This window comes from Amycolatopsis sp. TRM77291, assembly GCF_054166285.1.
Window position 1 is genome coordinate 5783604 of the sequence record NZ_JBSZHF010000001.1, and the last position, 25906, is coordinate 5809509.

The following is a 25906-nucleotide window of genomic DNA, read 5'->3' on the forward strand; positions in this document are numbered from 1 at the left end:
ACACGAGAGTTGGAAGTTCGGCGTGCCGAACTCTAAACTCGCGGTATGGCGAATCTGCGCAAGACCGTGTGCGCGCTGGCGGCGTCCGCACTCGTCCTGTCCGCTTGCGGCGGTCCCGCCGGAGGCGACGACGACAAGCGGCCGGTCGTGCTGACCACGTTCACGGTCCTGGCGGACATCGCCTCGAACGTCGCGGGCGACAAGCTCCGGGTCGAGTCGATCACCAAACCCGGCGCCGAAATCCACGGCTACGAGCCCACTCCGGACGACATCAAGAAGGCCGCGAAGGCCGACCTGATCCTCGACAACGGGCTGAATCTGGAGGCCTGGTTCGCCCAGTTCGTCAAGGAGATCGACGCGCCGCACAGGGTGGTCAGCGAGGGCGTCAAGCCCATCGCCATCGGCGAGGACGCCTATCAGGGAAAGCCGAACCCGCACGCGTGGATGTCTCCGACGAATGTGGGTATCTACGTGGACAACATGGTGAAGGCGTTCAGCGAGCTCTCCTCCGGCGACGCCGCCGTGTTCAAGGCCAACGGAGACGCCTACAAGGCGAAACTGAAGGAGGTGCGGGACGAGATGACGGGTGCTCTGAGCGGCCTGCCGCAGAACGAGCGTGCGCTGGTCACCTGCGAAGGAGCCTTCTCCTACCTCGCGCGCGACGCCGGCCTCACCGAGCGGTACATCTGGGCGGTCAACGCGGAACAGCAGGCCACGCCGCAACAGATCACCCGCGCCATCGAATTCGTCAAGCAGAACAAGGTCCCCGCGGTGTTCTGCGAGTCGACCGTCTCCGACGCCCCGATGCGGCAGGTCGTGTCCGCGACCGGTGCCGCGTTCGGCGGCGTCCTGTACGTGGACTCCCTGTCCGGTCCCGAAGGCCCGGTGCCGACCTACCTCGACCTCATCCGCCACGACTCGAAGACGATCGTCGCGGCGCTCACCGGAGCGAAGCCGTGACGGCCGCGATCCGCGTCGAAGGCGTCACCGTCCACTACGGCGACGTCCTCGCGCTCGACGGTGTCGACGTCACGCTCGAACACGGTCACGTCTGCGGGCTGGTCGGGATGAACGGTTCCGGCAAGTCGACGCTGTTCAAAACCATCATGGGCATGGTCCGGCCGGACACCGGCACGGTGTGGATCGACGGTGGCCCCCCGGCCCGCGCCCGCAAGACCGGTGTGATCGGGTACGTGCCGCAGAGCGAGGACGTCGATTGGTCGTTCCCGCTGTCGGTGCGGGACGTCGTGATGACCGGCCGCTACGGGCGGCTCGGCTTCACCCGGCGGCCGCGCCGCGCCGACCACGAAGCGGTCGACCACGCGCTGGAGCGGGTCGAGCTGACCGAACTCGCCGGGCGGCAGATCGGCCAGTTGTCCGGCGGGCAGCGCAAACGCGCGTTCGTCGCGCGCGGCATCGCGCAAGGCGCCCGTGTCCTGCTGCTGGACGAGCCGTTCGCCGGCGTGGACAAACGGTCCGAAGCCACGATCACGCGGCTGCTCAAGGAACTCGCGGCCGACGGCGCCGCGGTCCTGATCTCCACGCACGACCTGCACGCGCTGCCCGGCCTGGCCGACGAGGCGATCCTGCTGATGCGCAAGGTGCTCGCGCACGGCTCCCCCGGCGAGGTGCTCCGGCCCGAAAACCTCGCGCTGGCCTTCGGACTCGATGTCCTGCAACGGGAAGAAGAACCCGCGTGAGCCTCTACGATCTGTTCCTCGAACCGCTGGGCTACGACTTCATGGTGCGGGCGCTGGCGTCCACGGTCATCGCGTCGGCGGTCTGTGCGGTGCTCTCCTGCTGGCTGGTGCTGATCGGCTGGTCGCTGATGGGCGACGCGGTCTCGCACGCCGTGCTGCCCGGTGTCGTGCTCGCGTACGTCCTCGGCGCGCCCTTCGCCTTGGGCGCCGTCGTCTTCGGTTTCCTCGCCGTGGCGCTGATCGGCGTCGTCCGCGACACCAGCCGCGTCAAGGAGGACGCCGCGATCGGGATCGTGTTCACCACGTTGTTCGCGCTCGGGCTCGTGCTGATCTCGGTGACGCCGAGCCAGACCGACCTGAACCACATCATCTTCGGGAACCTGCTGGGCGTCGACACCTCGGACCTGATCCAGATCGGCGTCCTCGGCGCGATCACGCTCACCCTGCTGGTGCTCAAACGCCGCGATTTCACCTTGTACGCCTTCGACCCCACGCACGCGCACGCCATCGGGCTGAACCCGCGGGTGCTCGGCGCCGCGCTGCTCGGCCTGCTCGCGCTGACCGCGGTGGTGGCGCTTCAGGTCGTCGGCGTGATCCTCGTGGTGGCGATGCTGATCATCCCCGGCGCGACGGCGTACCTGCTGACCGACCGGTTCGGCCGGATGCTGGTGATCGCGCCGTCGTTCTCGGTGCTCGCGGCGGTGACCGGGCTGTACCTGAGCTACCACCTCGACACCGCGTCCGGCGGGATGATCGTGCTGGTGCAGGGCGCCGGGTTCACGCTGGTGTACCTGTTCGGGCCGCGGCACGGGATCGTCGGGAAGCGGCTGGCCAAACGGCGGCGGGAGCTCGCCCGGGCGGCGTAACCGGGCAATCACCCCGCGCGCTGTGTCTCTCGTGACATGGGTACCGGCCCGACCTTAGGTTAGGCTCCCCTCATGTCTACGGAAGACGCGCTGCTCACCGGCCATGACCTGGTGCTCGCGCACCATGAGCGGGCCGTGGTGGACGGGGTCTCCCTGTCGCTGCGCGCCGGCCTGGTGACCGCGCTCGTCGGGCCGAACGGCTCCGGCAAGTCGACGCTCCTGCGTTCGCTGGCGCGGCTGCACAAACCCCGCGAGGGCGGCGTCCGACTGGGGGAACGCGCCGTCTGGGGCGGCAACGCGTTGTCCGGCAAGGAGTTCGCCCGGCGGGTCACGTTGCTGACCCAGCACCGTCCCACCCCGAGCGGGGTCTCCGTGCGTGACGTCGTCTCCTACGGCCGGTACCCGTACCGCTCGGGCTGGCGCGGGGTCGACGTCGACGGCGCCGCCGCGATCCGCCGCGCGATGGAGCTGACTGGCGTGACGGCGATGGCCGAACGCGGCGTCGACGAGCTCTCCGGCGGCGAACTCCAGCGGGTCTGGCTCGCGTCCTGTCTCGCCCAGCAGACCTCCGTGCTGCTCCTGGACGAGCCCACCAACCATCTCGACCTGCGCTATCAGGTCGAGATCCTCGACGTCGTCCGCGATCTGGCCAACGAAGGCGTCGCGGTCGGCGTGGTGCTGCACGATCTCGACCACGCGGCGATCATCGCCGACGAGGTCGTGCTGCTGAGCGAGGGAACCATCGTGGCCACGGGTGACATCGGGCAGGTGCTCACCACCGAGCACCTCTCCCAGGCCTACGGCGTCACCGTCCACGTCGCGAACGACCCGGTGACGGGCGCGATCCACTGCAGGCCACTCGGGCGGCATTCGCCCAGGCCCGCCTGAGAAATCCAGGAAGAACCATGCGTTTGCTGACCCCTGCCGCCCTTGTGGCGGCGACGGCCCTGTTGCTGTCCGCCTGCGGCACCACCGAGAACACCGCCGTCGCGCCGAGCGAAACCGCCGCGAGCGGACCGGTCACGGTGACCGACGCGCGCGGAAAGGCCGTCAACCTCAAGGCCCCCGCCAAGCGGGTCGTCGCGCTCGAGTGGGGCGAGGCCGAGATGGTCGCGTCGCTCGGTGTCATGCCGGTCGGCGCCGCGGACGTCGCGGGCTACAACGTCTGGGACAAGGCCGCCCCGCTGACCGCCGAGGTCAAGGACGTCGGCAAGCGCAACGAGCCCAGTGTCGACGCGATCGTCGGGCTGAACCCCGACGTCGTCATCATGGCCGAGGAGCGCGACTCGACGCTGGTGCCGCAGATCGAGAAGTACGTGCCGGTCGTGGTCACCAAGTCCAGCGACGCGAGCCGTAACTTCGACCGCCTGCGCGAGGACTTCAAGCTGATCGCGAAGACGGTCGGCAAGGAGTCCGAAGCGGACAAGCAACTGTCCGAAATGGACGCCAAAATCGCCGAGGGCAAGAAGGCCGTCGAGGCCAAGGGCGCCGCGGGCACCCCGTTCCTGATGGCCGACGGCTACCTCGAAGGCAGCACCGTCAGCATCCGCCCGTTCGGCAAGGGCTCGCTGGTCTCCGACACCGCCGAGGCCGTCGGCCTCAAGAACGCCTGGACCGGCAAGGTCGACCCGCAGTGGGGCCTCGGCCAGACCGACGTCGAAGGCCTGACCGCGCTCACCGACCCGAAGACCGTGCTGTTCTACAGCGCGTCCGAAGAGGACGTCTTCACCACCGGTCTCGCGCAGAACGCCGTCTACCAGCGCCTGCCGTTCGTGGTCTCGAAGAAGATCCACAAGCTGCAGGCCGGGACGTGGACCTTCGGCGGCCCGAAGTCGATCATCATGATCGCCGACCAGATCGTGAAGGCAGTCACGACCTGATGCGTGCCCGCACCATCGCGGTGTCGGCGGGACTGGTGCTGCTCATCGCCGTCCTCGCCGGCATCCACCTGACCCAGGGCACCTCGACGTCGGGTCCGCTGGACGTGGTGAAGGCGATCTTCGGTCAGGGCGACGCGCAGACCCTCGCGGTACTGGAGGGTTCGCGCGTCCCCCGGCTGCTCGCCGCGTTGCTGCTCGGGGTCGCGCTCGGCGTCGCGGGCGCGGGCATGCAGTCCGTGGCACGGAACCCGCTCGCCTCGCCGGACACGCTCGCGGTCAACGCGGGCGCGCATTTCGCCGTGGTGGCCATCTCCGCGTTCGGGCTCTCGCTGCCGCTCGTGCCGGTGGGCGGGGCGGCGTTCGCGGGCGGGCTCGCCGCGGCCGTCGTCGTGCTGGGACTGGCGGGCGGCGGCTCGGCGAGCCCGCGGCTGGTGCTCGTGGGCTCGGCGGTCCTGCTGGCGCTCAACTCGGTGACCATCCTGCTGCTGCTGTTGTTCGAGCAGGAGACGAACGGGCTGTTCGCCTGGGGCAGCGGCTCGCTCACCGTCTCCGATCTGCGGGCGACCGCCCAGATGACGCCGATCGTGGTGATCGCCGTCGTGGCGCTCATCGCGATGGGCCGCAAACTCGACGTCCTCGCCCTCGGCGACGACAACGCGACCTTGCTCGGCCTCCGGGTCCGCCGGACCAGGGTCGGCGCGGTCGTGCTGACCGTCGCACTGACCGCGGCGGCGGTGACCGTCGCCGGACCGGTCGGGTTCGTCGGGCTGAGCGCGCCGGTGATCACGCGGCTGCTGCTGCCGATCGCCAAACACCGCGCGCTGCTGCCGGTTTCCGGGCTGGTCGGCGTGGTGACGGTGCTCGGCGCCGACGTCGTCCTGCGGGCGATCATGGGTTCGGCCGAGGCCGTGCGGGTGCCGACCGGGGTGGTGACCACGATCGTCGGCGCCGTCGTGATGGTGTGGCTGGCGCGGCGCGGCCGGGGAAGCGGCTCGCGCCGTCCGGCCCCGGCCGGACGTGTCGGGGTCGCCGGATCGACCCGGCGGCTCGTGGCCATTTCCGTCGTCCTGGTGGCGCTGCTCGCCGTCGTCCCGCTGGCAGGCCTGATGCTGGGCGACCGCATGGTGCTGCTCGGCGACCTCGCGAACTGGGTCACCGGCAACACCGGGACGGCGCTGACCTTCGTGCTGGACCAACGGCTCCCGCGGGTGCTGGCCGCGCTGCTCGCCGGTGCCGCGCTGGCGGTTTCGGGCTGCGGGATCCAGTCGGTCAGCCGCAACCCGCTCGCCGAACCCGGGCTGCTCGGTATCACCGCGGGCGCCGGGCTCGGCGCGATCACGCTGATCACCATCGTCCCCGCCGTCGGCGCCTGGTCGATCGCCGGTGCCGCCGGCCTCGGCGCGGCCGTGGTGTTCCTGCTGGTCTACGGGCTGGCCTGGCGTTCGGGGCTGGATTCGGACCGGCTGGTGATCATCGGCATCGCGGTCTGGTCCGCCGGGATGGCGCTGATCAACCTGCTGATCGTGGTCTCCGACCCGTGGAACTCGGCCAAGGCGCTGACGTGGCTTTCGGGATCGACCTACGGCCGCACGCTGGAGCAGGTCGCGCCCGTGGCGCTGGCGCTCCTCGCGCTGCTGCCGTTGCTGTGGGCCAAGCATCGCGAGCTGGATCTGCACGCCCTCGACGAGGACACCCCGCGCGTGCTCGGGATGCGGATCGAGCGGTCCCGGCTGCTCGTGCTGGGCGCTTCCGGGATCCTGGCGGCCACCGCGGTGTCCGCGATCGGCGTGGTCGTGTTCGTCGGGCTGGTCGCGCCGCATCTGGCGCGTTCGCTGGTCGGTGGGCGGCACGGGCGGGTGCTCCCGGTGGCCGCGGCGCTCGGGGCGTTGCTGGTGAGCGTCGCGGACACCCTCGGGCGGACGGTCATCGCGCCCGCCCAGATCCCGGCGGGCCTGGTCATCGCGATGGTCGGGACGCCGTATTTCGTGCTGGTGCTCTGGAAGACCCGGCCGTAGATGGCGCGTGAAGGCCCCCTTCCCTCGGCTGAGCCGAGGGAAGGGGGCCTTCACGCGCTTCGGGCTACAGGGTCTTCTGGAGGTGCGTGGCCAGCAGCTTGGTGAAGCGGGCGGGGTCGCCCAGTTCGCCGCCTTCGGCTAGCAAAGCCATGCCGTACAGCAGTTCCGCGGTCTCCGCGAGACCTTCGGACTCGCCCTTCTCGGCGAACGAGGACCGCAGCCCGGACACCAGCGGGTGGCCCGGGTTGAGTTCCAGGATCCGCTTGATCTGCGGCAGTTCCTGGCCCATCGCGCGATACATCTTCTCCAGCGTCGGAGTGACGTCGTTCGTGTCGCCGACGATGCAGGCGGGCGACGTCGTCAGCCGCGACGAGAGCCGGACCTCCTTGACCTGGTCTTCGAGCGTCTTCGTCAGCCAGGTCAGCAGCCCGGAGAACTCTTCCTTCTGCTCGTCGGTGGTGTCGGAGTCGAGTTCGACCTCGCCCTTCGCGACCGACTGGAACTGCTTCTCCTCGTAGCCGGAGACGGCGTCGACCCACATCTCGTCGATCGGGTCGGTGAGCACGAGCACCTCGTAACCCTTGGCCTGGAAGGCTTCCAGATGCGGGGAGTTCTCGATGCTCTGCCGCGATTCGCCGGTCAGGTAGTAGATGTGCTCCTGGCCGTCCTTCATCCGCTCGACGTACTCACGCAGCGATGTGAGCTTCTCGGGATCGTTCGTCGAGGCGAACGAGCAGATGTCGAGGATCGCGGTGCGGTTCTCGTGGTCGTCCAGCAGGCCTTCCTTGACGGCGCGGCCGAACTCCTTCCAGAACGTCTCGTACTTGTAGGGGTTCTCGTCGGCCATCATGGTCTTGACCGTCGAGAGGACCTTCTTCACCAGGCGACGGCGGATCAGCTGGATCTGCCGGTCCTGCTGCAGGATCTCGCGCGAGACGTTGAGCGACAGGTCCTGCGCGTCGACGACGCCCTTCACGAAGCGCAGGTACTCCGGCATCAACGCTTCGCAGTCGTCCATGATGAAGACGCGCTTCACGTACAGCTGGACGCCGCGTTTGCGCTCCCGCATGAACAGGTCGAGCGGCGCGTGGCCGGGCAGGAACAGCAGCGCCTGGTACTCGAAGGTGCCCTCGGCCTGGAGCCGGATGGTCTCCAGCGGGTCGTTCCAGTCGTGCGCGACGTGCTTGTAGAACTCGTTGTACTCGTCTTCGGTGACGTCGGACGACGGGCGGGCCCACAGCGCCTTCATCGAGTTGACCGTGACGACCTCGTCGCCCTCGGTCATCCGGATCGGCCAGGTGATGAAGTCCGAGTACTTCTTGACGATCTGCTTGATCTTCGTGGCCGAGGTGTAGTCGAAGAGCTGGTCTTCGGCGTCCTCGGGCTTGAGGTGCAGGACGACCGAAGTGCCCTGCGGCAGGTCCGGCGCCGTCTCGATGGTGTACGTGCCCTCACCCTCGGACTCCCAGCGGACGCCCTCGTCCGATCCGGCGCGGCGGGTCAGCAGCGTGACCTTGTCGGCCACCATGAAGCTGGCGTAGAAGCCGATGCCGAATTGGCCGATGAGATCCTGCGAAGCCGCGGAATCCTTGGTCTCCTTCAGTTTCTTCAGGAATTCGGCGGTACCGGATTTCGCGATCGTGCCGATCAGCGCCACGACGTCGTCCCGGCTCATCCCGATTCCGTTGTCGCGCACGGTGAGCGTGCGGTTTTCGGGGTCGGTCGCGATCTCGATGTGGAGATCGTCGGTGTCCGCCTGGAGGTCCTTGTCACGGAACGCTTCGAGGCGGAGTTTGTCCAGTGCGTCGGAGGCGTTGGACACCAGTTCCCGCAGGAAGGTGTCCTTGTTCGAGTAGATCGAGTGGATCATCAGCTGCAGCAGCTGACGTGCCTCCGACTGGAACTCGAGTGTTTCGGCAGAGGTTGTCACGCGCCGATATTACCCAGCGTGGAAACGGGTCAGGCCAGCCTCTGCCTGGCCACCTCGGTCAGCCCCTCACCGGTGGCCTGTTCGATCGTCGTGACGGCTGATCGGCCGTCGGTCTCGACGGTCGCGATGACATTGCCGAAATGCGGTCCCGACGTCTTCCGCCATTCGAGCGGAAGGGGTTCGACACCGCCGCGCTCCGCCCAGCGGCGCGCCAGCGACGCCAGCCGGGCCGACCAGGTGGCACCGAAGGCCAACCGGAGCGGCCGCGGCATAGCGTTGTGCACCGGTGAGCAGGTGAGCTGGTACACCGCCGAAGTCACCGGCTCCGGGTACCGCGCCTCGGCGATGTAGGCGTGGTGGACGTCGCCGGAGAGCACCGCGATGGTGGCGGGCGGATCGTCCCGGCGTCCCTCGCGCGCGATCATCGCCGCGAGCCGGTCGAACGACGCGCGGAAGGACGCCCAGTGCTCGAGGTCGCCCGCCTGCCGGATCTTCTCCGCGAGCCTGCCCCGCCAGCCGGGGCGCGCACAGGCCCGTTCGTTGAGCGACTGGAGATGGGACACGACCGGCGGCAGCAGCCACGGCAGCGACGAGCCGATCAGCAGGTGATCACAGGGCGACGCGGCGTTGTCCTCGATCCAGTCGAATTCGTCGTCGTCCACCATGCACCGGGCGCCGCCCACCAGGATCCGCCCGGCCCGGCTGTCGATGACCAGCAGCCGCACGGAGCCGAAGTCGCGGCGGTAACTCCATCGCGCGCCCTTGGTGCCGTCGCGGTCGTCGTCGGCTTCGTCGGCGAACTCGGCGAGCAGGCCGGCGTTGTCCCCGCCGGAGACGATGGCCTTCTGGAAGGTCGGGTCCTCGGCGAGCTCGGCGGGGCCGAGGTTCCCGAGGTGCTGGTAGACCCAGTACGACATGATCGCCCCGCGCAGGCGCTCCCGCCACCACGGCTGCGCGCGCATCTGCTGCCGCCAGGTGTGGGAGGTGTTCCAGTCGTCGCGGACGTCGTGGTCGTCGAAGATCATCGACGTCGGCACGGTGGACAGCAGCCAGCGGATCGACGGCTCACCCCAGGCTTCGAGGTAGAGGTGGGTGTACTCCTCGAAATCCGTCACCTCCGTGCCCGGCGGTTTCGAGGTGTCACGACGCCGCTTCAGCCATTCCTGCGTCTCGTCGGTGGTCTCGTCGGCGTAGACCTGGTCGCCCAGCATCAGCAACGCCTGCGGCCACTCGGTTTCCTCGCCGTCGGCCATCCGGCGGGCGTACGCGGCCAGCGCGTCCGGGCCGAAGGTGTCGCCGTCGTGCGGTTTGCGGCAGGAACCGAACACGAGCCGGACCCGGGACTCGGCCGAGGGCAACGTCCGGATCCGGCTGGGCGGGAACCCGGAATCCTCCGGGGGCCAGACCTTTTCGCCGTCCACGCGCACGTCGTACTCGCGGGAGGAGCCGGGTTCGAGGCCCGTCAGCACGAGCAGGGCGTAGTGGTGACCGCGGATCTCGAACGTCCTCGCGGTGGTGCCGAGGACCTCGACCTCACTCGCGGTGGTGGTCTCGACCCACACCGTCGCCGACACGTCGTCGACGTGCCGCAGTAACGGGCCCAGGAGCAGACTCATTCCTGAAACGGTGCCACAGCGACGCCAAGATCGTGCGCTGAGCGGACTCCTCAGCCGAGCCGCGCGAAGATCTCGCGGACCTCGGCCAGCGCCTTCTCCCGTTCGGCGTCGTCCTCGTACCAGCCGTCGGCGGCCCGGTCCTCGACGATCAGCTCGGAGGTGAACTCCTCGCCGAACCGGTAGTCGCCGAGGCAGTAGGTGAACCCCGACTCGCCCAGCGGGTCCAGCCCCTCCCGGCGGCAGTGGTCCAGGAAGCCTTCTGCCTGTGCCCACCTCGTGCCGTCGAACCAGAACACGCCACCGGCGTACAGGATCGTCTGCCCGGTGCCCGCATCGACGATGTTCAGGGACTCGTAGTTCTCCGGCCGGTTCCGCACCAGCGTGACGAGGTCTTCGGGGACGCCGCCGTAGAGCGCCTCTTGCTCCTCGTAGGTGCCTTCGGCGTACAGGTTCAACGCCGACTCGTGGTCGAAGGTCAGCAGCAGCGCGCGCCCGTCCGGGGTGAAGTACCAGACCGCCGACTGGCCGCCGCCGTCGTTCCAGGCGTACCGCACCGCGCCGTCCACCTCGACCGGCTCGATCTCGGTGACCGCGTCGATCACCGCGGCGCGGCGCCGCACCTCGTCGAGGGTCGTCGCGCCGAGGGCCGCCCAGATCTCTTGGCTCACCCGCGCAGAGTACCGGTGCGCACGTGGCCGATCCGGATGCGCTGGGGGTGGTCGCCGACCGGGACGGACTTCACCTTCGCGCCGGTCGCGAAGTCGATCGCGGTCACCTGGTCCGAGGCGCTTTCCGAGATGACGCAATGCTTTCCGTCGCCGCTCACGGTCGCCCAGTACGGCTTCGCGGCGGGCACGAGCGGTCCTTCCCGCAGGCTCGCCCGGTCCACGATGGTCGCGTAGTCGTCCATCGTCCCGGCGACGCACAGCTTGTCGCCCGCCGGACTCATCGAGAGCCCGTGGTGGCGCGAGTCGTTGACCCAGGTGGTGCGGTCCTCGCTGGTGCCCGGGTTCTTCGGCAGCGTCTTCGACCGCGTGATCCGGTCGGCGGCGACGTCGTATTCGAGGAGGCCGTTGAAGAAGGACACCTGGAAGTACAGCTTCGACTCGTCCGGGGTGAAGGCCACCGGCCGGACCGAGTCGGAGAGGTCCTTGCGGCCGAAGGCGTCCAGGCGCGGGCGCATGTCGATCACCTTGACCTGCTGGAACGTCTTCGCGTCGACCACGGTGAGCTTCCGGTCGCCCTTGGTGAAGTCCTGCCACGGCGCGTCGAGCGCGGTGTTCACCTCGCCGATCGAGCTGTTCCAGAGGTACCGGCCGCCGTCGGTGTAGGTGTTCTCGTGCGGTTTGTCGCCGGTCTTGAACGAGCCGAGCTGCCGTCCCGTCTCGATGTCGAGCACGTGGACGGTGTTCGACGTCGAGGCCGACACCGCGATGCTGCGCCCGTCCGGCGACACCGCCATGTGGTCGGAGCGGAAACCCGACACCGGGAACCGCCAGTTGACCCGGCCGGTGGCGAGGTCGATCGACACGACGTCGGCGAAGCTCGGGCGGGACGCGACGACCGCGCGGCCGTCCGGGGTCGTGTAGAGGTCGTCGACGAGCTGGTCGTGCCCCTCGCCGACGCCGTTGCGGATGCCGAGGAAGAACGCGAGCTTGATCGGGTTCAGGTAGATCTCGGTGAGCCGTTCGTCCTTGTCCGGCACCATGTTCACGCGCGCGATCTTCGCGTAGTCGCCGGAGGGCGCGATGATGTCCGCGGTCCCCTCCCAGTTGTTGCCGACGAAGAGGACCTGGCGCAGGCTGTCGTCCGCCGCGGCGGCGGGGACCGAGCCCAGCGCCGCGGCCAGGCAGGTCACGAGGACAGTGTTCAGCAACCGGCGTTTCCGCATCGGGCGCACCTTTCGGCGAGGGCCTGTTACCTTTCGGTAGCTCACAGGAAACCAACCGGCCGGACACCCTCGGTAGGGGACGGTCGCCAAGGACCGCCGGCTTCGTTGTGCACCGCGCACAATCCGCGCGGGAAGGCGGTGGCGATGGCGCACCGGTCGCTCCACGACCTGCTGGCCGAGATGGCGGCCGACGCCGAGGTCGTCGACGAAGTGGTCCGGGCCGCCCGCACGGAATCGCCCGAGGTCGCGCGGCTGCCGGTGGGCGAGAACCGGAGGCACGTCGCGATCGTCCTCGCGGCCGGGCTCGCCTCGTTCGACCGGCCGGGTGGAGCCGGAGAGCAGGACTACGCGGCGGCCGCCGATCTGGGCGCGGACCGGGCCGCGCAGGGCGTGCCACTCGCCGCTCTGCTGCGCGGGGTGCAGGCGGGCCGCAGCCGCGCGGTCGAGATCGCCGTCGAACGCGGCAAGGCGGCCGGGGTGCCGGACGACGTCATGCTGGCGACGCTGGTCGATTTCGACCGGAACACCCGCGCGCTCGAACGCCAGGTCATCGCCGGGTATCACGAGGCCGAGCTCGAACTCTCCCGCACGGTGCACGACAGCCGCGCCCGGTTGCTGCGGCGGTTGCTGGGCGGCGACACGACGGCGCCTTCGGCCGAGGAGGTCGCGAACGCCGGGCTGAACCCGAGTGGGCGATACCACTGCCTGCTCACCGACGTCGGCGATCCGTACCAGGCGCGGGTCGTCGAGCGACGGCTCGGCGCGACGGGTGGCGTCTTCGGCCTGGTCGAAGGGCGGCTGGCCGGGCTGGCGCCGCGGCTGCCCACCGCGTCCGCGCTCGGGGACGACGTGCTCATGGTGGCCTCCCCCGCCGTCCCGCTCGCCGAGGTCCGCGGCACGTACGCCCTGTGCGTGATGGTCCTGCCGTCGGCCGCGGGGTCCCGCGGTCTGCACGCGGTGGCCGATCTGGCCGTGGAGACCGCGCTCGCCGCCCAGCCGGGGCTCGCCGCGCTGCTCGAAGGCACTCTGCTGAACGCGCTGACGCCAGGCGACCCCTTCCACGAACAACTCGTCTCGACCGCGCTGGCCTACCTCGACCACGGGCGGCGGCTCGACCAGACGGCCGCCGCGCTGCACGTCCACGCGAACACCGTCCGGTATCGCCTTTCCCGGCTGGGCGAGATCACCGGGACGTCGCTCGACCCGCCGGATGTGCGGCACACCGTCAACTGGTGGTGGGCGCTGCGCACGTGGCGCTCGGGCTGAACCTCCGGGGCCCCTCGTCCGTGTAACCCGATGAAGGCAGTCCACCCCGGAAGGAACCCGCCTTGTCGGTTTTCCCGCGTCCCGCACTGGCCGGCCTGCCCGGCGACCGGACGGCAGCCCGCGAGATCGCGTCCAGCGCGGCGACGACGGCGTCCGCGGTGCTCGTGCTGTTCGCCCTGCTCGCGCCGGCCGACCTCGACGGGCTGACGCCGGAGGCGTTCGTGCGGCTGCCGGTGGAGGCGCTGCTCGGAGTCGCGGTCGTGCTCATGCTGCGCGACGGCGCGCGGCGCGTCGTCGCGGTGTCGGCCGGCGCGTTCCTCGGGCTCCTGACCGTGCTCAAGGCCATCGACATCGGTTTCGGGCTCGCGCTGAACCGGCGGTTCAACCCGGTGTTCGACTGGGGTGTGCTCGGTAACGGGGTCGACCTGCTCGGCACGTCGATCGGCCGGGCGGGCGCGCTCGCGTCGTTCGCCGGGCTGACGCTCCTGGCCGTGGTCGTGATCGTGCTGATGGCGCTGGCCGTCCTGCGGCTGAGCCGGGTGGTGGCCGGACGGCGCACCGCGTCGACCCGGGTGACGGCCGTGCTCAGCGTGCTCTGGATGGTGTGCGCGGTTTCCGGTGCGCAACTCGCTCCGGGACAGCCGTTCGCGTCGCGCAGCGCGGTCGCCTTCGCCTACGACGACCTCCGCGAGGTGCGAGCCGGTATCCGGGACAGGGAGGCCTTCGCCGAGGAGATCGCCGTCGACGCTTTCCGTGACACTCCGGCGTCCGGGCTGCTGAACGCGTTGCGCGGCAAGGACGTGCTGTTCACCTTCGTCGAGAGTTACGGGCGCGTGGCCGTCCAGGACTCGGACATCGCGCCGAAGGTCGACGCGGTGCTCGACGCCGGGACCGCCCGGCTGAAGAACGCGGGATACGCCTCGCGCAGTGCTTTCCTGACGTCGCCGACGACGAGCGCGGGGAGCTGGCTGGCGCACTCGACGTTCCAATCCGGCGTCTGGGTCGACAGCCAGCACCGGTACGACGACTTCGTGAAGACCGACCGGTTCACCCTCGGGGGTGCGTTCAAGCGCGCGGGCTGGGAGACCGTCGGCGTCGTTCCGGCGCATACCGAGGACTGGCCGGAGGGCAAGGTCTACGGCTACGACCGCTACTACGACTCCCGCACCATCGGGTATCGCGGACCGCCGTTCTCCTACGCCACGATGCCGGACCAGTTCACGCTTTCGGCTTTCCAGCGCGCCGAACGCGCACAGCGGGACCGGCCGCCGCTCATGGCGGAGATCGACCTCGTCACCAGCCACTGGCCGTGGACGCCGCTACCCCGCCTGGTCGATTGGAAGGACGTCGGCGACGGGTCGATCTACGATCCCATGCCCTCGCAAGGGAAAACGCCCGAGGAGGTATTCACCGACCCGGCCAACGTACGCGGCGCGTACGGCGACTCGATCGCTTATTCGCTGAACTCGCTGATCTCGTACGTGGAGACGTACGGGGGCGACGATCTCGTGCTCGTGTTCCTCGGCGATCACCAGCCGAACCCGATCGTCGCCGGTGCGGGCGCGGATCACGACGTCCCGATCACGGTGGTCACGCGGGACAAGGCGGTGCTCGACAAGATCGCCGGATGGAACTGGCAGGACGGCCTCAACCCGGACCGGAACGCGCCGGTGTGGCGAATGGACGCGTTCCGGGACCGCTTCCTGACCACCTTCGCCCGCTAACCCCCGCAGTTAGCCGACTAAACGCGGGTCGCCCTCCCTCCCCCGCACTTAGTCGGCTAACCGCGGGCACCCTCGCTCGCAGTTAGCCGACTAACCGCGGGTCGCGCCGAGGGCCCGGCCCGGTCGCGCGCCTCCCTCCCCGCCCCGACGGCGTGTCGCGAAAGCCACTTTCGCGACCCTGGACGTCCCGAAAGTGGCTTTCGCGACGCCTCGCCTCGCCCTCCCCCGCACTTAGTCGACTAAGTGCGGGGCGCGTCGCCCTCGCCTTCCCGCACTTAGTCGACTAAATGCGGGGTCGCGTCGCGGTACCGGTCGGCCAACTCGCGCAAGTAGCCGACTAACTGCGGGGGTTCGGTGACCCGGAAAGGGAGGTTGAGGAGTCCTAAGTGGACGGCCATCGTCTCGATGCTGTCCGCGCCGGTGTGCAGAACGCAGGTGTCCGCGTCGACGGCCTCCACCGTCCCGACGGCCGGGTTGATCCGCGCGGTCACCTCTTCGGCGGACGCGTGCACGGTGACGTCGGCCCGGTAGCGCCAAGCGGCGGACGACACCCCGCGCCGCACGCGGTCGGTGACGTCCTCGGGCAGGTCGCGCGCGGTGAACCGCGGACCGGTGGGAACTCGCGGCGTCAGCCTGTCGACGCGGAAGGTGCGCCAGTCGCCGCGGTCGAGGTCCCAGGCGACGAGGTACCAGCGGCGTCCCCAGTTCACCAGGCGGTACGGCTCGACCTTGCGAACGCTTTCCGAACCGTCGTGGGTCAGGTAGCCGAACCGCAGCACTTCACGATCCCGGCAGCACGCCGTCAGCACCGTGAGCGTCTCGGCGGCGACACGCGGGCCGGGTTCGTCCCTCGGCACCGGGACCGTGTACGCCTGCAGGGCGTTCACCCGGCGGCGCAACCGGGACGGGAGCACCCGCTCCAGCTTGGCGAGCGCGCGCAACGACGTCTCCTCCACACCCGCGATGGTGCCGCCCGCCGCGGTGCGCAGGCCGATCGCGACGGCGACCGCCTCCTCGTCGTCCAGCAGCAGCGGCGGCAGATCGGCGCCCGCGCCGAGGCGGTAGCCCCCGACCGATCCCCGGGTCGCGTCCACCGGATAGCCGAGCGCGCGCAGCCGCTCGATGTCGTTGCGGATCGTCCGGGCACTGACCTCCAGGCGTTCCGCCAGTTCGGTGCCGGTCCAGTCACGGGGAGTCTGCAGGAGGGAGAGCAAACGGAGTAGTCGCGCCGAGGTTTCCAACATTTTTTCAGGATGCTCCTCCATTAGGAACGGGATGTTCCTAATGGAATCCTATCTTGGTCTCATGAGCGAAAACACCGAGATCAAGCCCTTCCGCGTCGAGGTCCCGCAGGCGGAACTGGACGACCTGGCCGACCGCCTGGCCCGCGTCCGCTGGGCGAACGAACTGCCCGCAGACCAGGTGACCGACGGGGTGCAGCGCGGACCGGTCACGCCGGGCTGGGAGTACGGCGTGCCGCTGGAGTACGTGCGGCGCCTGGTCTCGTACTGGCGCGAGGGCTACGACTGGCGCAAGTGGGAGGCGAAGCTCAACGAGTACCCGCAGTTCACCACGGAGATCGACGGGCAGAACATCCACTTCCTGCACGTCCGTTCGCCGGAGCCGGACGCGAAGCCGCTGATCCTCACCCACGGCTGGCCGAACTCGGTCTTCGAGTACCTCGATCTGATCGACCAGCTGACGGACCCGCGTGCTCACGGCGGCGACGCGGCCGACGCGTTCCACGTCGTCATCCCGTCGCTGCCCGGGTTCGGCTTCTCCGGCCCGACGCGGGAGAAGGGCTGGAACCGGTACCGCACGGCTCAGGCCTGGGCCGAGCTGATGCGCCGCCTTGGCTACGAGCGCTACGGCACGCACGGGAACGACGCCGGTTCGTTCGTCGCCCCCGAGGTCGGCCGCGTCGACGCGGAGCACGTGATCGGCGTGCACGTCACGCAGCTGTTCTCGTTCCCCAGCGGCGACCCGGCGGAGTTCGAGGGCATGACCGAGAAGGAACTGGAGTACATGCAGTTCCTCCAGTCCTTCAACGACGACATGTCGGGCTACGCCAAACTTCAGGAGAGCGCGCCGCAGAACCTCGCGCACGCGCTGGCCGACTCGCCGACCGGACAGCTGGCGTGGAGCGCGCAACTGCTGGCGGCGACGAGCGACGACCACGTGCTCACCAACGCCACGCTGTACTGGCTCACCAACACCGCGGCTTCGGCGGCACGGTTCTACTACGAGGACAAGCACACGGAGCACCCCACCGAGCCGACGACCGCGCCGACCGGTCTGGCGAGTTTCGCCTACGACTTCCGGCCGCTGCGGCGCTTCGCCGAACGGGATCACGCGAACATCGTGTCGTGGCAGGAGTTCGACCGCGGCAGCCACTGGGCGACGCAGGATGCGCCGGATCTGCTGCTGGGCGACATCCGGGCTTTCTTCCGCGAGCTGACCTGAGACTCACTCCGCCATGCGGTGCAGCAGGAAGATCCCGTTCAGCAGCGGCCTGTCGAGCCGCTGCTGATCGGTCGCCACGTACTCGTCGAGGATGTCGAGGATGCGGTTGTCGAGTTCGGTGGCCTCTTCCGGCGAGAGGTGCAGCGCGAACCGCTCGACCACCCGCACCGAACCCGGCCCGGCCTCGCGGAGTTCGTCCTGGAAGGCCTCGATCGGCCCGAATCGGGTGTCTTCGTCCTCGGCGTTCAGCGGCCCGTCCAGCCACCAGGACTTGCCGGCGCTGCGATAGGGCTTCTCCAGCGCACCGCTCGGGCCGGTGCGCACCGGGGCCTGTTCGAGCAGACCGGCCTCGGTGAGCTGCCGGACGTGGTAGAGCACGGTGCCGGGGTCCTTGTCCAGCCGGACGGCGAGTTCCTTGTTGGTCAGTTCCCGCTCGCCGCAGAGCCGGAGAATGCGCAGCCGCAAGGGATGACCGAGCGCCTTGGCCTCGCGCGCCGTCGCCTCCCGCCGCCGGTCCGCGACCCTCGCGGCGACCTGATCGTCCATGACCGCAGCGTAGCCGACCGATGGAGAAGAGAAACATCGATGGAGTTTTCTCAATCGATGTGCGATCCTCGATCGGTGACCTCGCTGGGGACCGCCTACTGGCGGCTGTGGAGTTCGTCGGGGCTGTCGAACCTGGCCGACGGGATCGTCAAGATCGCGCTCGGCCTGGTGGCCGTCCAGTTCACCCGGTCACCGGCGCTCATCGCGGGCCTGGCGGTCGTGTCTTCCTTGCCGTGGCTTCTGTTCGCCCTGCACGCCGGGGTGCTCGCCGACCGCGTCGACCGGCGCCGCGCGATGCTCGCCGCCAACGTGGTCCGCGCGAGCCTGCTCGCCGCGCTCGCGACGGCGATCGCGCTGGGATTCGGGTCGATCTGGCTGCTTTACGTGGCCGCGCTGGGGATCGGGATCGCCGAAACGGTCCACGACACGGCCGCGCAGGCGATCCTCCCGCAGATCGCCGGCCGCGACCGGCTCACGCGGGCCAACAGCCGCCTCCACGCCGCCGAACTCACCGCCAACGAGTTCGCCGGCCCGCCACTGGGCGGATTCCTTGTCGCCGCGGGAGCTTTCGCGGCGTTCTCGGCGTCCTCGGCGCTCTGGATCGTCGCGGTGGCCGCGCTCTTCTTCGTACCCGGCGCTTTCCGCGCCGAACGCAGGCGGGACACGAGCGTGCGCCAAGATCTGGTCGAGGGCCTGCGTTTCCTTTGGGAGAACCGGCTTCTCCGGCTCCTGGCGATCATGGTCGGCGGGTTCAACCTCGCCACGAGTGCCGTGATCACGCTCTTCGTGCTCTACGCGGTCGGCCCGTCGTCGGCGATGGGACTGTCCGGGCAGGCCTACGGATTCCTGTTCGCCACCATCGCCCTCGGCGGTTTCGCGGGGTCGTTCGCGGCCGAGCGCGTGGAACTCGCGCTCGGCCGCTCCCGCACGCTGGCGCTCACCCTGTTCACCGGCGCCGCGTTCGCCGCAGTCCCGGCGGTGACCACGAATCCGTATGTCATCGGCGCGGTCTTCTTCCTCGGCGGGGCCGGGGTCATGGTGTGGAACGTCGTCGTCGTTTCGCTGCGGCAGCGGATCATCCCGGATCACCTGCTGGGGCGGGCCACCAGCGGCCACCGGCTCGTCGCGTGGGGCACCAAACCGCTGGGGGCCGCGGCGGCCGGGCTGCTCGCGCAGCTCTTCGGGCTGCGGCCGGTGTTCGCGGGCGCGGCCGCCGTGATCCTGACGCTGGCGCCGCTCACCACGCACGAGGCGATCAGGCGGGCAGCACCGACCGCACGGCCTCCGGGGTCCGGGCGACGACGGTCGTGCCGTCGTCGGCGGTGATGATCGGACGCTGGATCAGCTTCGGATGGGTGACCAGCGCCTCGACCCACCGATCACGGTCGGCGGGCGTGCGCCCCCACGTCTTCAGCTCGAGTTCCTTCGCGATCGGCTCGGCGGTACGGGCGATGTCCCACGGTTCGAGCCCGAGCCGCTTGAGGACGGCCTTCAGTTCCTTCGCCGTCGGCGGCTCTTCGAGGTACTTCCGCACGGTGTACTCGGCTCCCGCCTCGTCCAGCATCGACACCGCGGTCCGGCATTTGGAGCACGCCGGGTTCACCCAGATCTCCATCCGGGCCACCTCCTTTCGAAAAGCGCTCACTCGGTGAGCACTTTGGTTCCGATGATGGTCGCAGACTCCTACGACGAAAGGAACCCGGCCATGGACGAGACCACCTTCAGCGCCGCCTCCCCCGCCGAGTGGCGCGCTTGGCTCGCCGAGCACGCCGGGACCGCGAAGGAGGTCTGGCTGGTCATCCGGCACAAGGGCAGCGGCGTCCCGAGCATCCGGATCGAAGAGGCGATGGAGCAGGCCCTGTGCTTCGGCTGGATCGACGGGCTGCACCGCAAGCACGACGCCACGAGTTCCCGGCTGCGGTTCACGCCGCGCAGCCCCCGGAGTTCGTGGAGTCGCGTCAACCGTGAGCGGGCCACCCGCCTGATCGCCGAGGGCCTGATGACCGGACGCGGGCAGGCGATGATCGACCTCGCCAAGGAGAAGGGCCGCTGGCAGGTGGTTCCGGACGGCGAGGGCGTCCCGGAGGATCTGCGTGCCCGGCTCGACGCCGACGAGGCCGCCCGTACCCATTTCGAGCGGTTTCCGCCGTCGTCGAAAAGGCTGATCCTGGAATGGATCCTGACGGCGAAGAAGCCGGAAACCCGGGAGCGGCGGATCGCCAGGACCGTCGAGCTCGCGGCCGTGAACCGCCGCGCGAATCACCCGGTCCGGTGACTCAGTTCCGGTCGCATCGGGCCACGAGGAGGGCGATGTCGTCCTGGGCGGGCGTGTTGCCGACGAGCGCGGCCATCACCCGGGCGCAGACCGTCGAAGGCGGGTCGGCGGTGATCACGTCGGCGAGCCGTTGCAGGCCGACGTCGATCAGCTGGTCCCGGCGCTCCACGAGACCGTCGGTGTAGAAGGCGAGCACGGCGCCGGGCGGCAGGTCGAGCTCGATTCTTCGGCGCCCCGGCCCGGAGACCCCGATGGGCGGGTCGACCGGTGCCTCGACGAACACCGAGGGCTCACCGGGCGCCGCGAGGACCGGCGGCAGGTGCCCCGCCAGCGAGATCGCGATGCTGTCCCGCGAAGCCGACACCGACCCGTACACGACGGTGGCCAGCGCTCCCGGCTCGAAATGCTGGACCTTCCGGTCCAGTTTGGACAGCACCTCCGCCGGATCGTCCGAGTCGAGCGCGTAGGCGCGCAGGGCGCTGCGCAGGCGGCCCATGATCACCGCGGCGTTGAGGCCGTGCCCGGCGACGTCGCCCATCACGATGCCGAGACGGCCGTCCGGCAACGAGAACAGGTCGTACCAGTCACCGCCGACGCCGGGCTCGCTTCCCGGCACGTACCGGGCGGCGAACCGCATCCCGGAGACGGCGGGCAGCCGGGCGGGCACCAGGCTCCGCTGGAGCGCCGCGGCGGCCGCGCGATCGCTGGCGGCGATGTCGATCTGCACCTCCAGCGCGAGCCGCGCGGCCACCAGCCGCAGCAGTTCGACGTCGGTCTCGGAGAACTCCCGCGGCGTCACGGATCCGACGTGGAGCACACCGACCAGTTCGTCCTCGGCCATCATCGGCACGCCGAGCAGCGTGCGCAGCCCTCGCTCCCACAGGAGCGCGTTCAGCACCGTGGTCGCGTCGACGTGGTCGATGATCACCGGTCGCCGCTGCTCGGCGACCCGCCCCGCGAAGCCGGCCCCGAGGGGGATCCGGACGTCCTGGTAGACCTCCTCCTCGATCCCGGAGGCGGCGATGGCCTGCAGTTGCTGCGCCGTCGGGTCGAGCCGGAGCACCGTGGCCGTGTCGACCCCGAGGACCTCGCGGACGCGCGCGAGGAGCGTGGCCATCACCTTGTCCTGACCGAGTTTCCCCAAGGACGTGTCGGTGATGGCTTCGAGCACCTGGAGCCGGTCGGCGGCGGTCGGGGTCTCGGACATGCGCAGAGCCTATCCAGTCCGCCCCGCCCGCACCGCCCAGCCCGCCGCCAGTCCGTCGAGGTCCTCCGCCAGTACGGCACTCGGCGGAATGGCGTCCCGGGGCACGCGGGAGGCGAGCGCCGTGCCGAGACCGGCCATCCGGATGACGGTGTCGATCAGCGCCTCCGGTTCCTCCGGCCAGCCGAAGCCCGGCTGGGCGATCAGCAGGCTCACGCAGCCGTGCATCGCCGACCAGAGCCCCATCGCGAGGACTTCCGGCTCACCGTGCAGGATCCCGGCCCGCACGCAGGTGACCGTCGCGTCGGTGAGATACCGGAAACAGGCGACCGCGCCGGGAGACGAACCGCCGGAGGGACGCATCAGGAGCACCCGGTACTGCACCGGATGGTCGAGCGCGAACCGCGCGTACACCCGCGCGCACCGGCTGAGCGCGCGCATCGGATCGGCTACCTCGACGGCGTGTTCCCGCATCCGGTGCGCGAGTTCGTCCCACACCCGCAGGCAGACCGCCTCCAACAAGGCGTCGCGGCTCGGGAAGTGGGCGTAGACCGACGGTGTGGAGACGCCGGTCCGGCGCGCGACGGCACGCAGCGTCAGCGCCTCGTCGGTCCCCGCCTCGCCGAGCAGGGCGTCGGCGGCGCACAGGATCTCGCCCCGCAGCTTCTCCCCTTCACCCGGCCGCGCCTTCGTCCGCTTCGCGCCCATGCGGTGATGCTGCCAGCATTGACTTGACACCGTCAACTTGACGATGTCAGCTTGGGTCATGGCGCCTTTCCAGACCGCGACCGCCCTCGTCCGCCGGGACGACGGCCCGGTGTTCGACACCGAACTCGATCCACAGTGGACGATCGGGACCAAGCTGCACGGCGGCTATCTGCTCGCCGGGCTCGCCAGGGCGGCCGCCGAGGTCTCCTCGCATCCGCATCTGACCGCGATCAGCGGCTCGTTCTCCGTGGCCCCGGAGCCCGGCCCGGCGGTCGTCGAGGTCGAGGTGCTGCGCGAAGGGCGCGGCCTCACCCAGTTGCGCGCGCGGCTGAGCCAGCACGGCAAGCCCTGCACCGAAGCCCTGATCACCCAGGGCGTCCTGGCCGACGGCGACGCGTGGTGGTCCGGAGTGGACCCGGTCGAGATCCCGCCGGAGCAGGACTGCCTGCCCGTACCGGCCGACGGCGGGGGCGGCTTCCGGATCGGCCTGATGGACGTCGTCGAGCAGCGGATCGACCCGGCGTCAGCGGGGTTCGCGGTGGGACGGCCGTCCCGGAAAGGCGTCATCTCGTCCTGGCTGCGGCTCGCCGACGGCACCGACTGGGATCCGGTGAGCCTGCTCGTGGCGCTCGACCCGGTGCCACCGATCTCCTACGACCTCGGCATCGCGGGCTGGGCACCGACCGTCCAGTTCACCGCGTACCTGCGCGGCATCCCGGCGCCGGGCCCGGTGCGGGTGCGGATGCGCGCGGGCGAGATCGGCGGCGACCGGATGGACGAGGTCGCCGAACTCTGGGACGAGAAGAACCGGTTGATCGGGCAAGCGACGCAAATCGCCGCCGTACGGGTCCCCTGAACCACCCGAAAGCAGGGTCATGACGCGGCGCCGGGAGTTAAGATCCGGCGTCGACGTCATTGTTCTGGGGGCAGGACCATGGAAGTGGAACCACGCCGCGCGGGCGCGGACGGCTCCGGTGGAGCCGAGATCACCCGGCTCTGCCGGACCCTGGTACCGCTGGCGGCCGCCGGCAAATACGCCGAGGCCGCGTCGACCTACCGATGGGTGAGCAGGGCGTCGGCCGGGGATCCGCTCCGCTACGGCGATCACGCGCTGCGCCTGGAGTTCTGCGCCCTCACCGGCAACGAGCACACCGGCGTCGAGCTTCTGTCGCTTTTGGACGGTGTGGGCGACCATGGGGACGCCGTGGACAGGCTGGAGTTCTTCGCCTCGGCCGCGCTGCTCACCCGCCGGTTGACGGAAACCGGATACGGCGCGATCCCGTTCATTCTCGACGGCCCGTACGACGGTGTCCCCCTGAGCAGGCTCCACCGGCGGATGCGGGCGGCGGCGCTCGTCGAAGCCGAAGAACTCGACGAGCACGAGGACACCGGCTATTTCACCGCGTACGCCGAACGGAAAATGGCCGAGAACCCGGTCGCGGAATTCGTGCCGCTCCTGCCTTCCGCGCTCCCCCGGGTCCCGATCGCGCCCCCGCCGGGGTTGTCCGCCGAGGAACTGGTCGTCCGCGCGGAGATCCACAATCACCGGTGCGAGCCGGACGAGGCGCGAGCCTGTCTCGCGGCGATCGAAACCGTCCCGGACGAAATCGCCCCGCGGCTGACCGAACTGCGCGCGATCTTCTTCCAGGGCGACGACACCGAGGAACGGCTGCGCCGGGCCGCCGCCGGATTCCGGCGCCAGAACGACGAAATCCGGTTCCTGCTCAACCAATGCTGGCTCGGGCTCTGGCTCGTTTTCGACGACCAGGCCGAGACCGGGGTCGCGTTGACCACCGTGGCCGCGGCGCGGTTGCGCGCCGGGACGGACGATCGCGCCGCCTGCTGGGGCGAATATTGGCTGGCGCACGTCCTTTCCGGACAGGGCCGTAATTCCGAGGCGTACGAAGCCTTGCGGCGAGGTGCCGTGCGGGCTCGCGAAGCCGGCGATCCCTTGCTCCACGGCACACTTCTCTGCCTGGAAGCGTCACTGCGGAACGGCGACGGCGAGGATCCGGTGACCGCGCTGGAACTCGCGCGAGCGGCGACGGACGCCTTCATCGTCGGAAACGTCGGAGAGAAGGCCGTCGAAGCCGTCGAACAGGTCCGGATCGCCTACGAGCGCACGGGATCGCTCGACGAATTGGACCTTTTCGTCGAGCACCTGCTGTCGACGTTGCCCGTTGGCGGCCCGGAACGCTTGCGCGGACATCTCCGTCATCTCCGTGCCCTGTCGCTGATCGGCACCGGCCGGTTCGCCGAAGCCGTCGACGACGCCTACGCGGCCCTCGGTGTCGCCGCGTCGAAAGGCAAGGACACCGCGGAACATTGGTACGTCCTCGTCACCGCGCTGCACGGCGCCGGCCGGTACGACGACGTACTCGACGTCGCGCCGCGCACCATCGCCCTGCTCACCGCGTCACCGGACTGGGCACACCGCTGCCGGTGGATGTACGCCGACAGCTATCGCGCGCTCGGCGAATCCTCGCGCGCCTTCGACGAATACGCCGTCCTCGCCGAAATACTCCAGGATTCGGGCGACACCGGGCATTCCTTCATCTCGGTGAGCATGGCCGCCGCCGAGCAACTCGACCTGCTGGGCTACGGCGCGAACGCCGCCGACTTCTACGGGCGGGCCGCAGATGCGGCTTCGGCGATCGGCGGCGGCTACGTGGCCGCCACTTGCCGCAACGCCGCGACGCTGTCCCGGCTGCGGTCCGGCGACCTCGACGCGGCGCTGACCGCGCTCGACGCCGCGGAAACCGCCGTGCACGCCGTGGAGACCGAAACCGCGCCCGTCAGGGAACATCTCGTCGCCCAGCTCGACCACGTCGCCGCCCACGTGCTCAGCGCCGCGGGCCGGGTACGGGAAGCCGCCCGCCGCGCGCTCCGCGCCGCCGAAACGTTCCACCGGATAGGCGAAGCCGAGTCCGCCAGGGACGTGGACCTGCTGCTCGAACAGATACTCCTCGGTGAGCAGAAGTGACGTGTCGCTCCGAGCCGAACCCGTGCCTCACGAGATCGCCCGTTTCGGCGCCTTGCCAGCCCCGCTCACCAGGAGAAGGATCCCGGCATGCCCGAAGGAACCAGCGGTAACCGCGGCAGGCTCGCCGGCTCGATCGTGCTGTGGATCGTGCGCGTCGCGCTCGCGGCCGAGTTCCTCTACAGCGGTTACCTGCTGTTCGCGGGCGGCCACACCGAACAGACCTTCGCCGAGATCGGGCTCGGGCAATGGCTCCGGTACGTCACCGGCGTGCTCGAGGTCGGCGGCGCGATCGGGCTGCTCGTTCCCCGCCTCGGCGGGCCGTCGGCGCTCCTGCTGGCCGGGGTCATGGTCGGCGCGAGCGTCACGGAGCTGTTCATCCTCCCCAACGGCGGCCCGGTCCTGCCGCTCGTCCTGCTGATCGCCTGCGCGACGCTGGCGTGGTTCCTCCAGGACCAGACGCGCGCGCTGCTCGGCATCGAACCGCCGGCCGAAGACGAGGACGTCCGCTAGCCCGCGGAGCCGCGGGAGACGTTGCGAGCCACGGTTCGCGAACGCGAGTCTCGCGTGCGTCCGAACGGCGCAACGGCCTCCCGCCGAATGCCCCGATCACCGGTACAGCCAAAGAAAAACCGCATGTCAGCACGCCTCGCGAGGCGCTGACGAGGACGCCGGAATCCGATCATCAGCGTGATCATGCGCTCACTCAAGGTTAAAGATTGCGGCTCGTTTACAACGAACCGGCCACCTGCTTGACAGTCGGAGTGGTACGTACCACGCTGCCCGCATTGGTCTACACCATTTTGTGGGAGCCCGGCATGGTGGCCGGGCATCGAAAGGAC

23 protein-coding genes are annotated in these 25906 nt (G+C 69.8%); 14 read left to right on the forward strand and 9 right to left on the reverse strand.

Features of this window, described 5'->3' with window-relative positions:
• Positions 1-45: 45 nt before the first annotated feature.
• From ACXIZN_RS26485 to ACXIZN_RS26510, 6 genes are all read left to right on the forward strand, one after another.
• The gene (locus ACXIZN_RS26485; RefSeq protein WP_457957560.1) at positions 46-960 is read left to right on the forward strand and encodes a metal ABC transporter substrate-binding protein; all 915 of its coding nucleotides are present in this window, start codon (positions 46-48) and stop codon (positions 958-960) included.
• Complete coding sequence (locus ACXIZN_RS26490; RefSeq protein WP_457957562.1) at positions 957-1700, forward strand: metal ABC transporter ATP-binding protein; 744 nt, start codon at positions 957-959, stop codon at positions 1698-1700. Before ACXIZN_RS26485 ends, ACXIZN_RS26490 begins: the two co-directional genes overlap by 4 nt.
• Complete coding sequence (locus ACXIZN_RS26495) at positions 1697-2566, forward strand: metal ABC transporter permease (RefSeq protein ID WP_457957564.1); 870 nt, start codon at positions 1697-1699, stop codon at positions 2564-2566. The genes ACXIZN_RS26490 and ACXIZN_RS26495 overlap by 4 nt, the downstream gene beginning before the upstream one ends.
• Before the next feature lie 72 nt (positions 2567-2638).
• Positions 2639-3454, forward strand: a complete 816-nt coding sequence (locus tag ACXIZN_RS26500) for an ABC transporter ATP-binding protein (protein WP_457957566.1) — start codon at positions 2639-2641, stop codon at positions 3452-3454.
• Between the two features lie 17 nt (positions 3455-3471).
• Positions 3472-4446 (forward strand): ABC transporter substrate-binding protein, encoded by a 975-nt coding sequence (locus tag ACXIZN_RS26505; protein WP_457957568.1) that lies wholly within the window; start codon positions 3472-3474, stop codon positions 4444-4446.
• Complete coding sequence (locus tag ACXIZN_RS26510; protein WP_457957570.1) at positions 4446-6461, forward strand: iron ABC transporter permease; 2016 nt, start codon at positions 4446-4448, stop codon at positions 6459-6461. The genes ACXIZN_RS26505 and ACXIZN_RS26510 overlap by 1 nt, the downstream gene beginning before the upstream one ends.
• 64 nt (positions 6462-6525) lie before the next feature.
• On the opposite strand, the gene htpG is transcribed toward ACXIZN_RS26510, so the two are convergent.
• Genes htpG through ACXIZN_RS26530 form a run of 4 tightly spaced genes read right to left on the reverse strand, consistent with a single transcriptional unit; the run spans position 6526 to position 11898 of the window.
• A complete protein-coding gene (htpG, locus tag ACXIZN_RS26515; RefSeq protein ID WP_457957572.1) occupies positions 6526-8391 on the reverse strand; it encodes a molecular chaperone HtpG in 1866 nt (621 codons plus the stop codon).
• A 29-nt stretch (positions 8392-8420) separates the two neighbouring features.
• On the reverse strand, positions 8421-10007 hold the full coding sequence (locus ACXIZN_RS26520) for an alkaline phosphatase D family protein (protein ID WP_457957573.1): 1587 nt from the start codon (positions 10005-10007) through the stop codon (positions 8421-8423).
• A 50-nt stretch (positions 10008-10057) separates the two neighbouring features.
• On the reverse strand, positions 10058-10675 hold the full coding sequence (locus ACXIZN_RS26525; RefSeq protein ID WP_457957575.1) for a hypothetical protein: 618 nt from the start codon (positions 10673-10675) through the stop codon (positions 10058-10060).
• Positions 10672-11898 carry a YncE family protein gene (locus tag ACXIZN_RS26530; protein WP_457957577.1) on the reverse strand — a complete coding sequence of 409 codons (1227 nt, stop codon included), beginning with the start codon at positions 11896-11898 and terminating at the stop codon, positions 10672-10674. The genes ACXIZN_RS26525 and ACXIZN_RS26530 overlap by 4 nt, the downstream gene beginning before the upstream one ends.
• Before the next feature lie 144 nt (positions 11899-12042).
• Between ACXIZN_RS26530 and ACXIZN_RS26535 the strand changes: the two genes are divergently transcribed.
• Complete coding sequence (locus ACXIZN_RS26535) at positions 12043-13164, forward strand: helix-turn-helix domain-containing protein (RefSeq protein WP_457957578.1); 1122 nt, start codon at positions 12043-12045, stop codon at positions 13162-13164.
• A 62-nt stretch (positions 13165-13226) separates the two neighbouring features.
• Complete coding sequence (locus ACXIZN_RS26540) at positions 13227-14888, forward strand: sulfatase (RefSeq protein ID WP_457957580.1); 1662 nt, start codon at positions 13227-13229, stop codon at positions 14886-14888.
• Positions 14889-15163: 275 nt separating this feature from the next.
• Here ACXIZN_RS26540 and ACXIZN_RS26545 read toward each other — a convergent pair whose 3' ends face one another.
• Positions 15164-16132, reverse strand: a complete 969-nt coding sequence (locus tag ACXIZN_RS26545) for a helix-turn-helix transcriptional regulator (protein WP_457957582.1) — start codon at positions 16130-16132, stop codon at positions 15164-15166.
• Positions 16133-16193: 61 nt separating this feature from the next.
• On the opposite strand from ACXIZN_RS26545, the gene ACXIZN_RS26550 reads away from it, so the two are divergent.
• The gene (locus tag ACXIZN_RS26550; protein WP_457957584.1) at positions 16194-17351 is read left to right on the forward strand and encodes an epoxide hydrolase family protein; all 1158 of its coding nucleotides are present in this window, start codon (positions 16194-16196) and stop codon (positions 17349-17351) included.
• A 3-nt stretch (positions 17352-17354) separates the two neighbouring features.
• Here the strand turns inward: ACXIZN_RS26550 and ACXIZN_RS26555 are convergent, their stop codons facing one another.
• Positions 17355-17897, reverse strand: coding sequence for an ArsR/SmtB family transcription factor (locus tag ACXIZN_RS26555; protein WP_457957586.1), 543 nt, complete (start codon positions 17895-17897; stop codon positions 17355-17357).
• Positions 17898-17972: 75 nt separating this feature from the next.
• Here ACXIZN_RS26555 and ACXIZN_RS26560 point away from each other — a divergent pair, with 75 nt between their 5' ends.
• Positions 17973-19223: an MFS transporter gene (locus tag ACXIZN_RS26560; RefSeq protein ID WP_457957588.1), complete on the forward strand. Its 1251-nt coding sequence runs from the start codon at positions 17973-17975 to the stop codon at positions 19221-19223.
• Here ACXIZN_RS26560 and ACXIZN_RS26565 read toward each other — a convergent pair.
• A complete protein-coding gene (locus ACXIZN_RS26565; RefSeq protein WP_457957590.1) occupies positions 19153-19512 on the reverse strand; it encodes an arsenate reductase family protein in 360 nt (119 codons plus the stop codon). The genes ACXIZN_RS26560 and ACXIZN_RS26565 overlap by 71 nt on opposite strands.
• 90 nt (positions 19513-19602) lie before the next feature.
• On the opposite strand from ACXIZN_RS26565, the gene ACXIZN_RS26570 reads away from it, so the two are divergent.
• A complete protein-coding gene (locus tag ACXIZN_RS26570) occupies positions 19603-20172 on the forward strand; it encodes a YdeI/OmpD-associated family protein (protein WP_457957592.1) in 570 nt (189 codons plus the stop codon).
• Between the two features lies 1 nt (position 20173).
• Here the strand turns inward: ACXIZN_RS26570 and ACXIZN_RS26575 are convergent, their stop codons facing one another.
• A complete protein-coding gene (locus ACXIZN_RS26575; protein WP_457957594.1) occupies positions 20174-21379 on the reverse strand; it encodes a PP2C family protein-serine/threonine phosphatase in 1206 nt (401 codons plus the stop codon).
• A 9-nt stretch (positions 21380-21388) separates the two neighbouring features.
• Positions 21389-22084, reverse strand: a complete 696-nt coding sequence (locus ACXIZN_RS26580) for a TetR/AcrR family transcriptional regulator (RefSeq protein WP_457957596.1) — start codon at positions 22082-22084, stop codon at positions 21389-21391.
• A gap of 58 nt (positions 22085-22142) precedes the next feature.
• On the opposite strand from ACXIZN_RS26580, the gene ACXIZN_RS26585 reads away from it, so the two are divergent.
• The 3 genes from ACXIZN_RS26585 (at position 22143) to ACXIZN_RS26595 (ending at position 25577) form a co-directional block, all read left to right on the forward strand.
• A complete protein-coding gene (locus ACXIZN_RS26585; RefSeq protein ID WP_457957598.1) occupies positions 22143-22940 on the forward strand; it encodes a thioesterase family protein in 798 nt (265 codons plus the stop codon).
• 78 nt (positions 22941-23018) lie between these two features.
• Positions 23019-25067 carry a hypothetical protein gene (locus ACXIZN_RS26590; RefSeq protein WP_457957600.1) on the forward strand — a complete coding sequence of 683 codons (2049 nt, stop codon included), beginning with the start codon at positions 23019-23021 and terminating at the stop codon, positions 25065-25067.
• Positions 25068-25154: 87 nt separating this feature from the next.
• Positions 25155-25577: a DoxX family protein gene (locus ACXIZN_RS26595; protein WP_457957602.1), complete on the forward strand. Its 423-nt coding sequence runs from the start codon at positions 25155-25157 to the stop codon at positions 25575-25577.
• Positions 25578-25906: the final 329 nt, after the last annotated feature.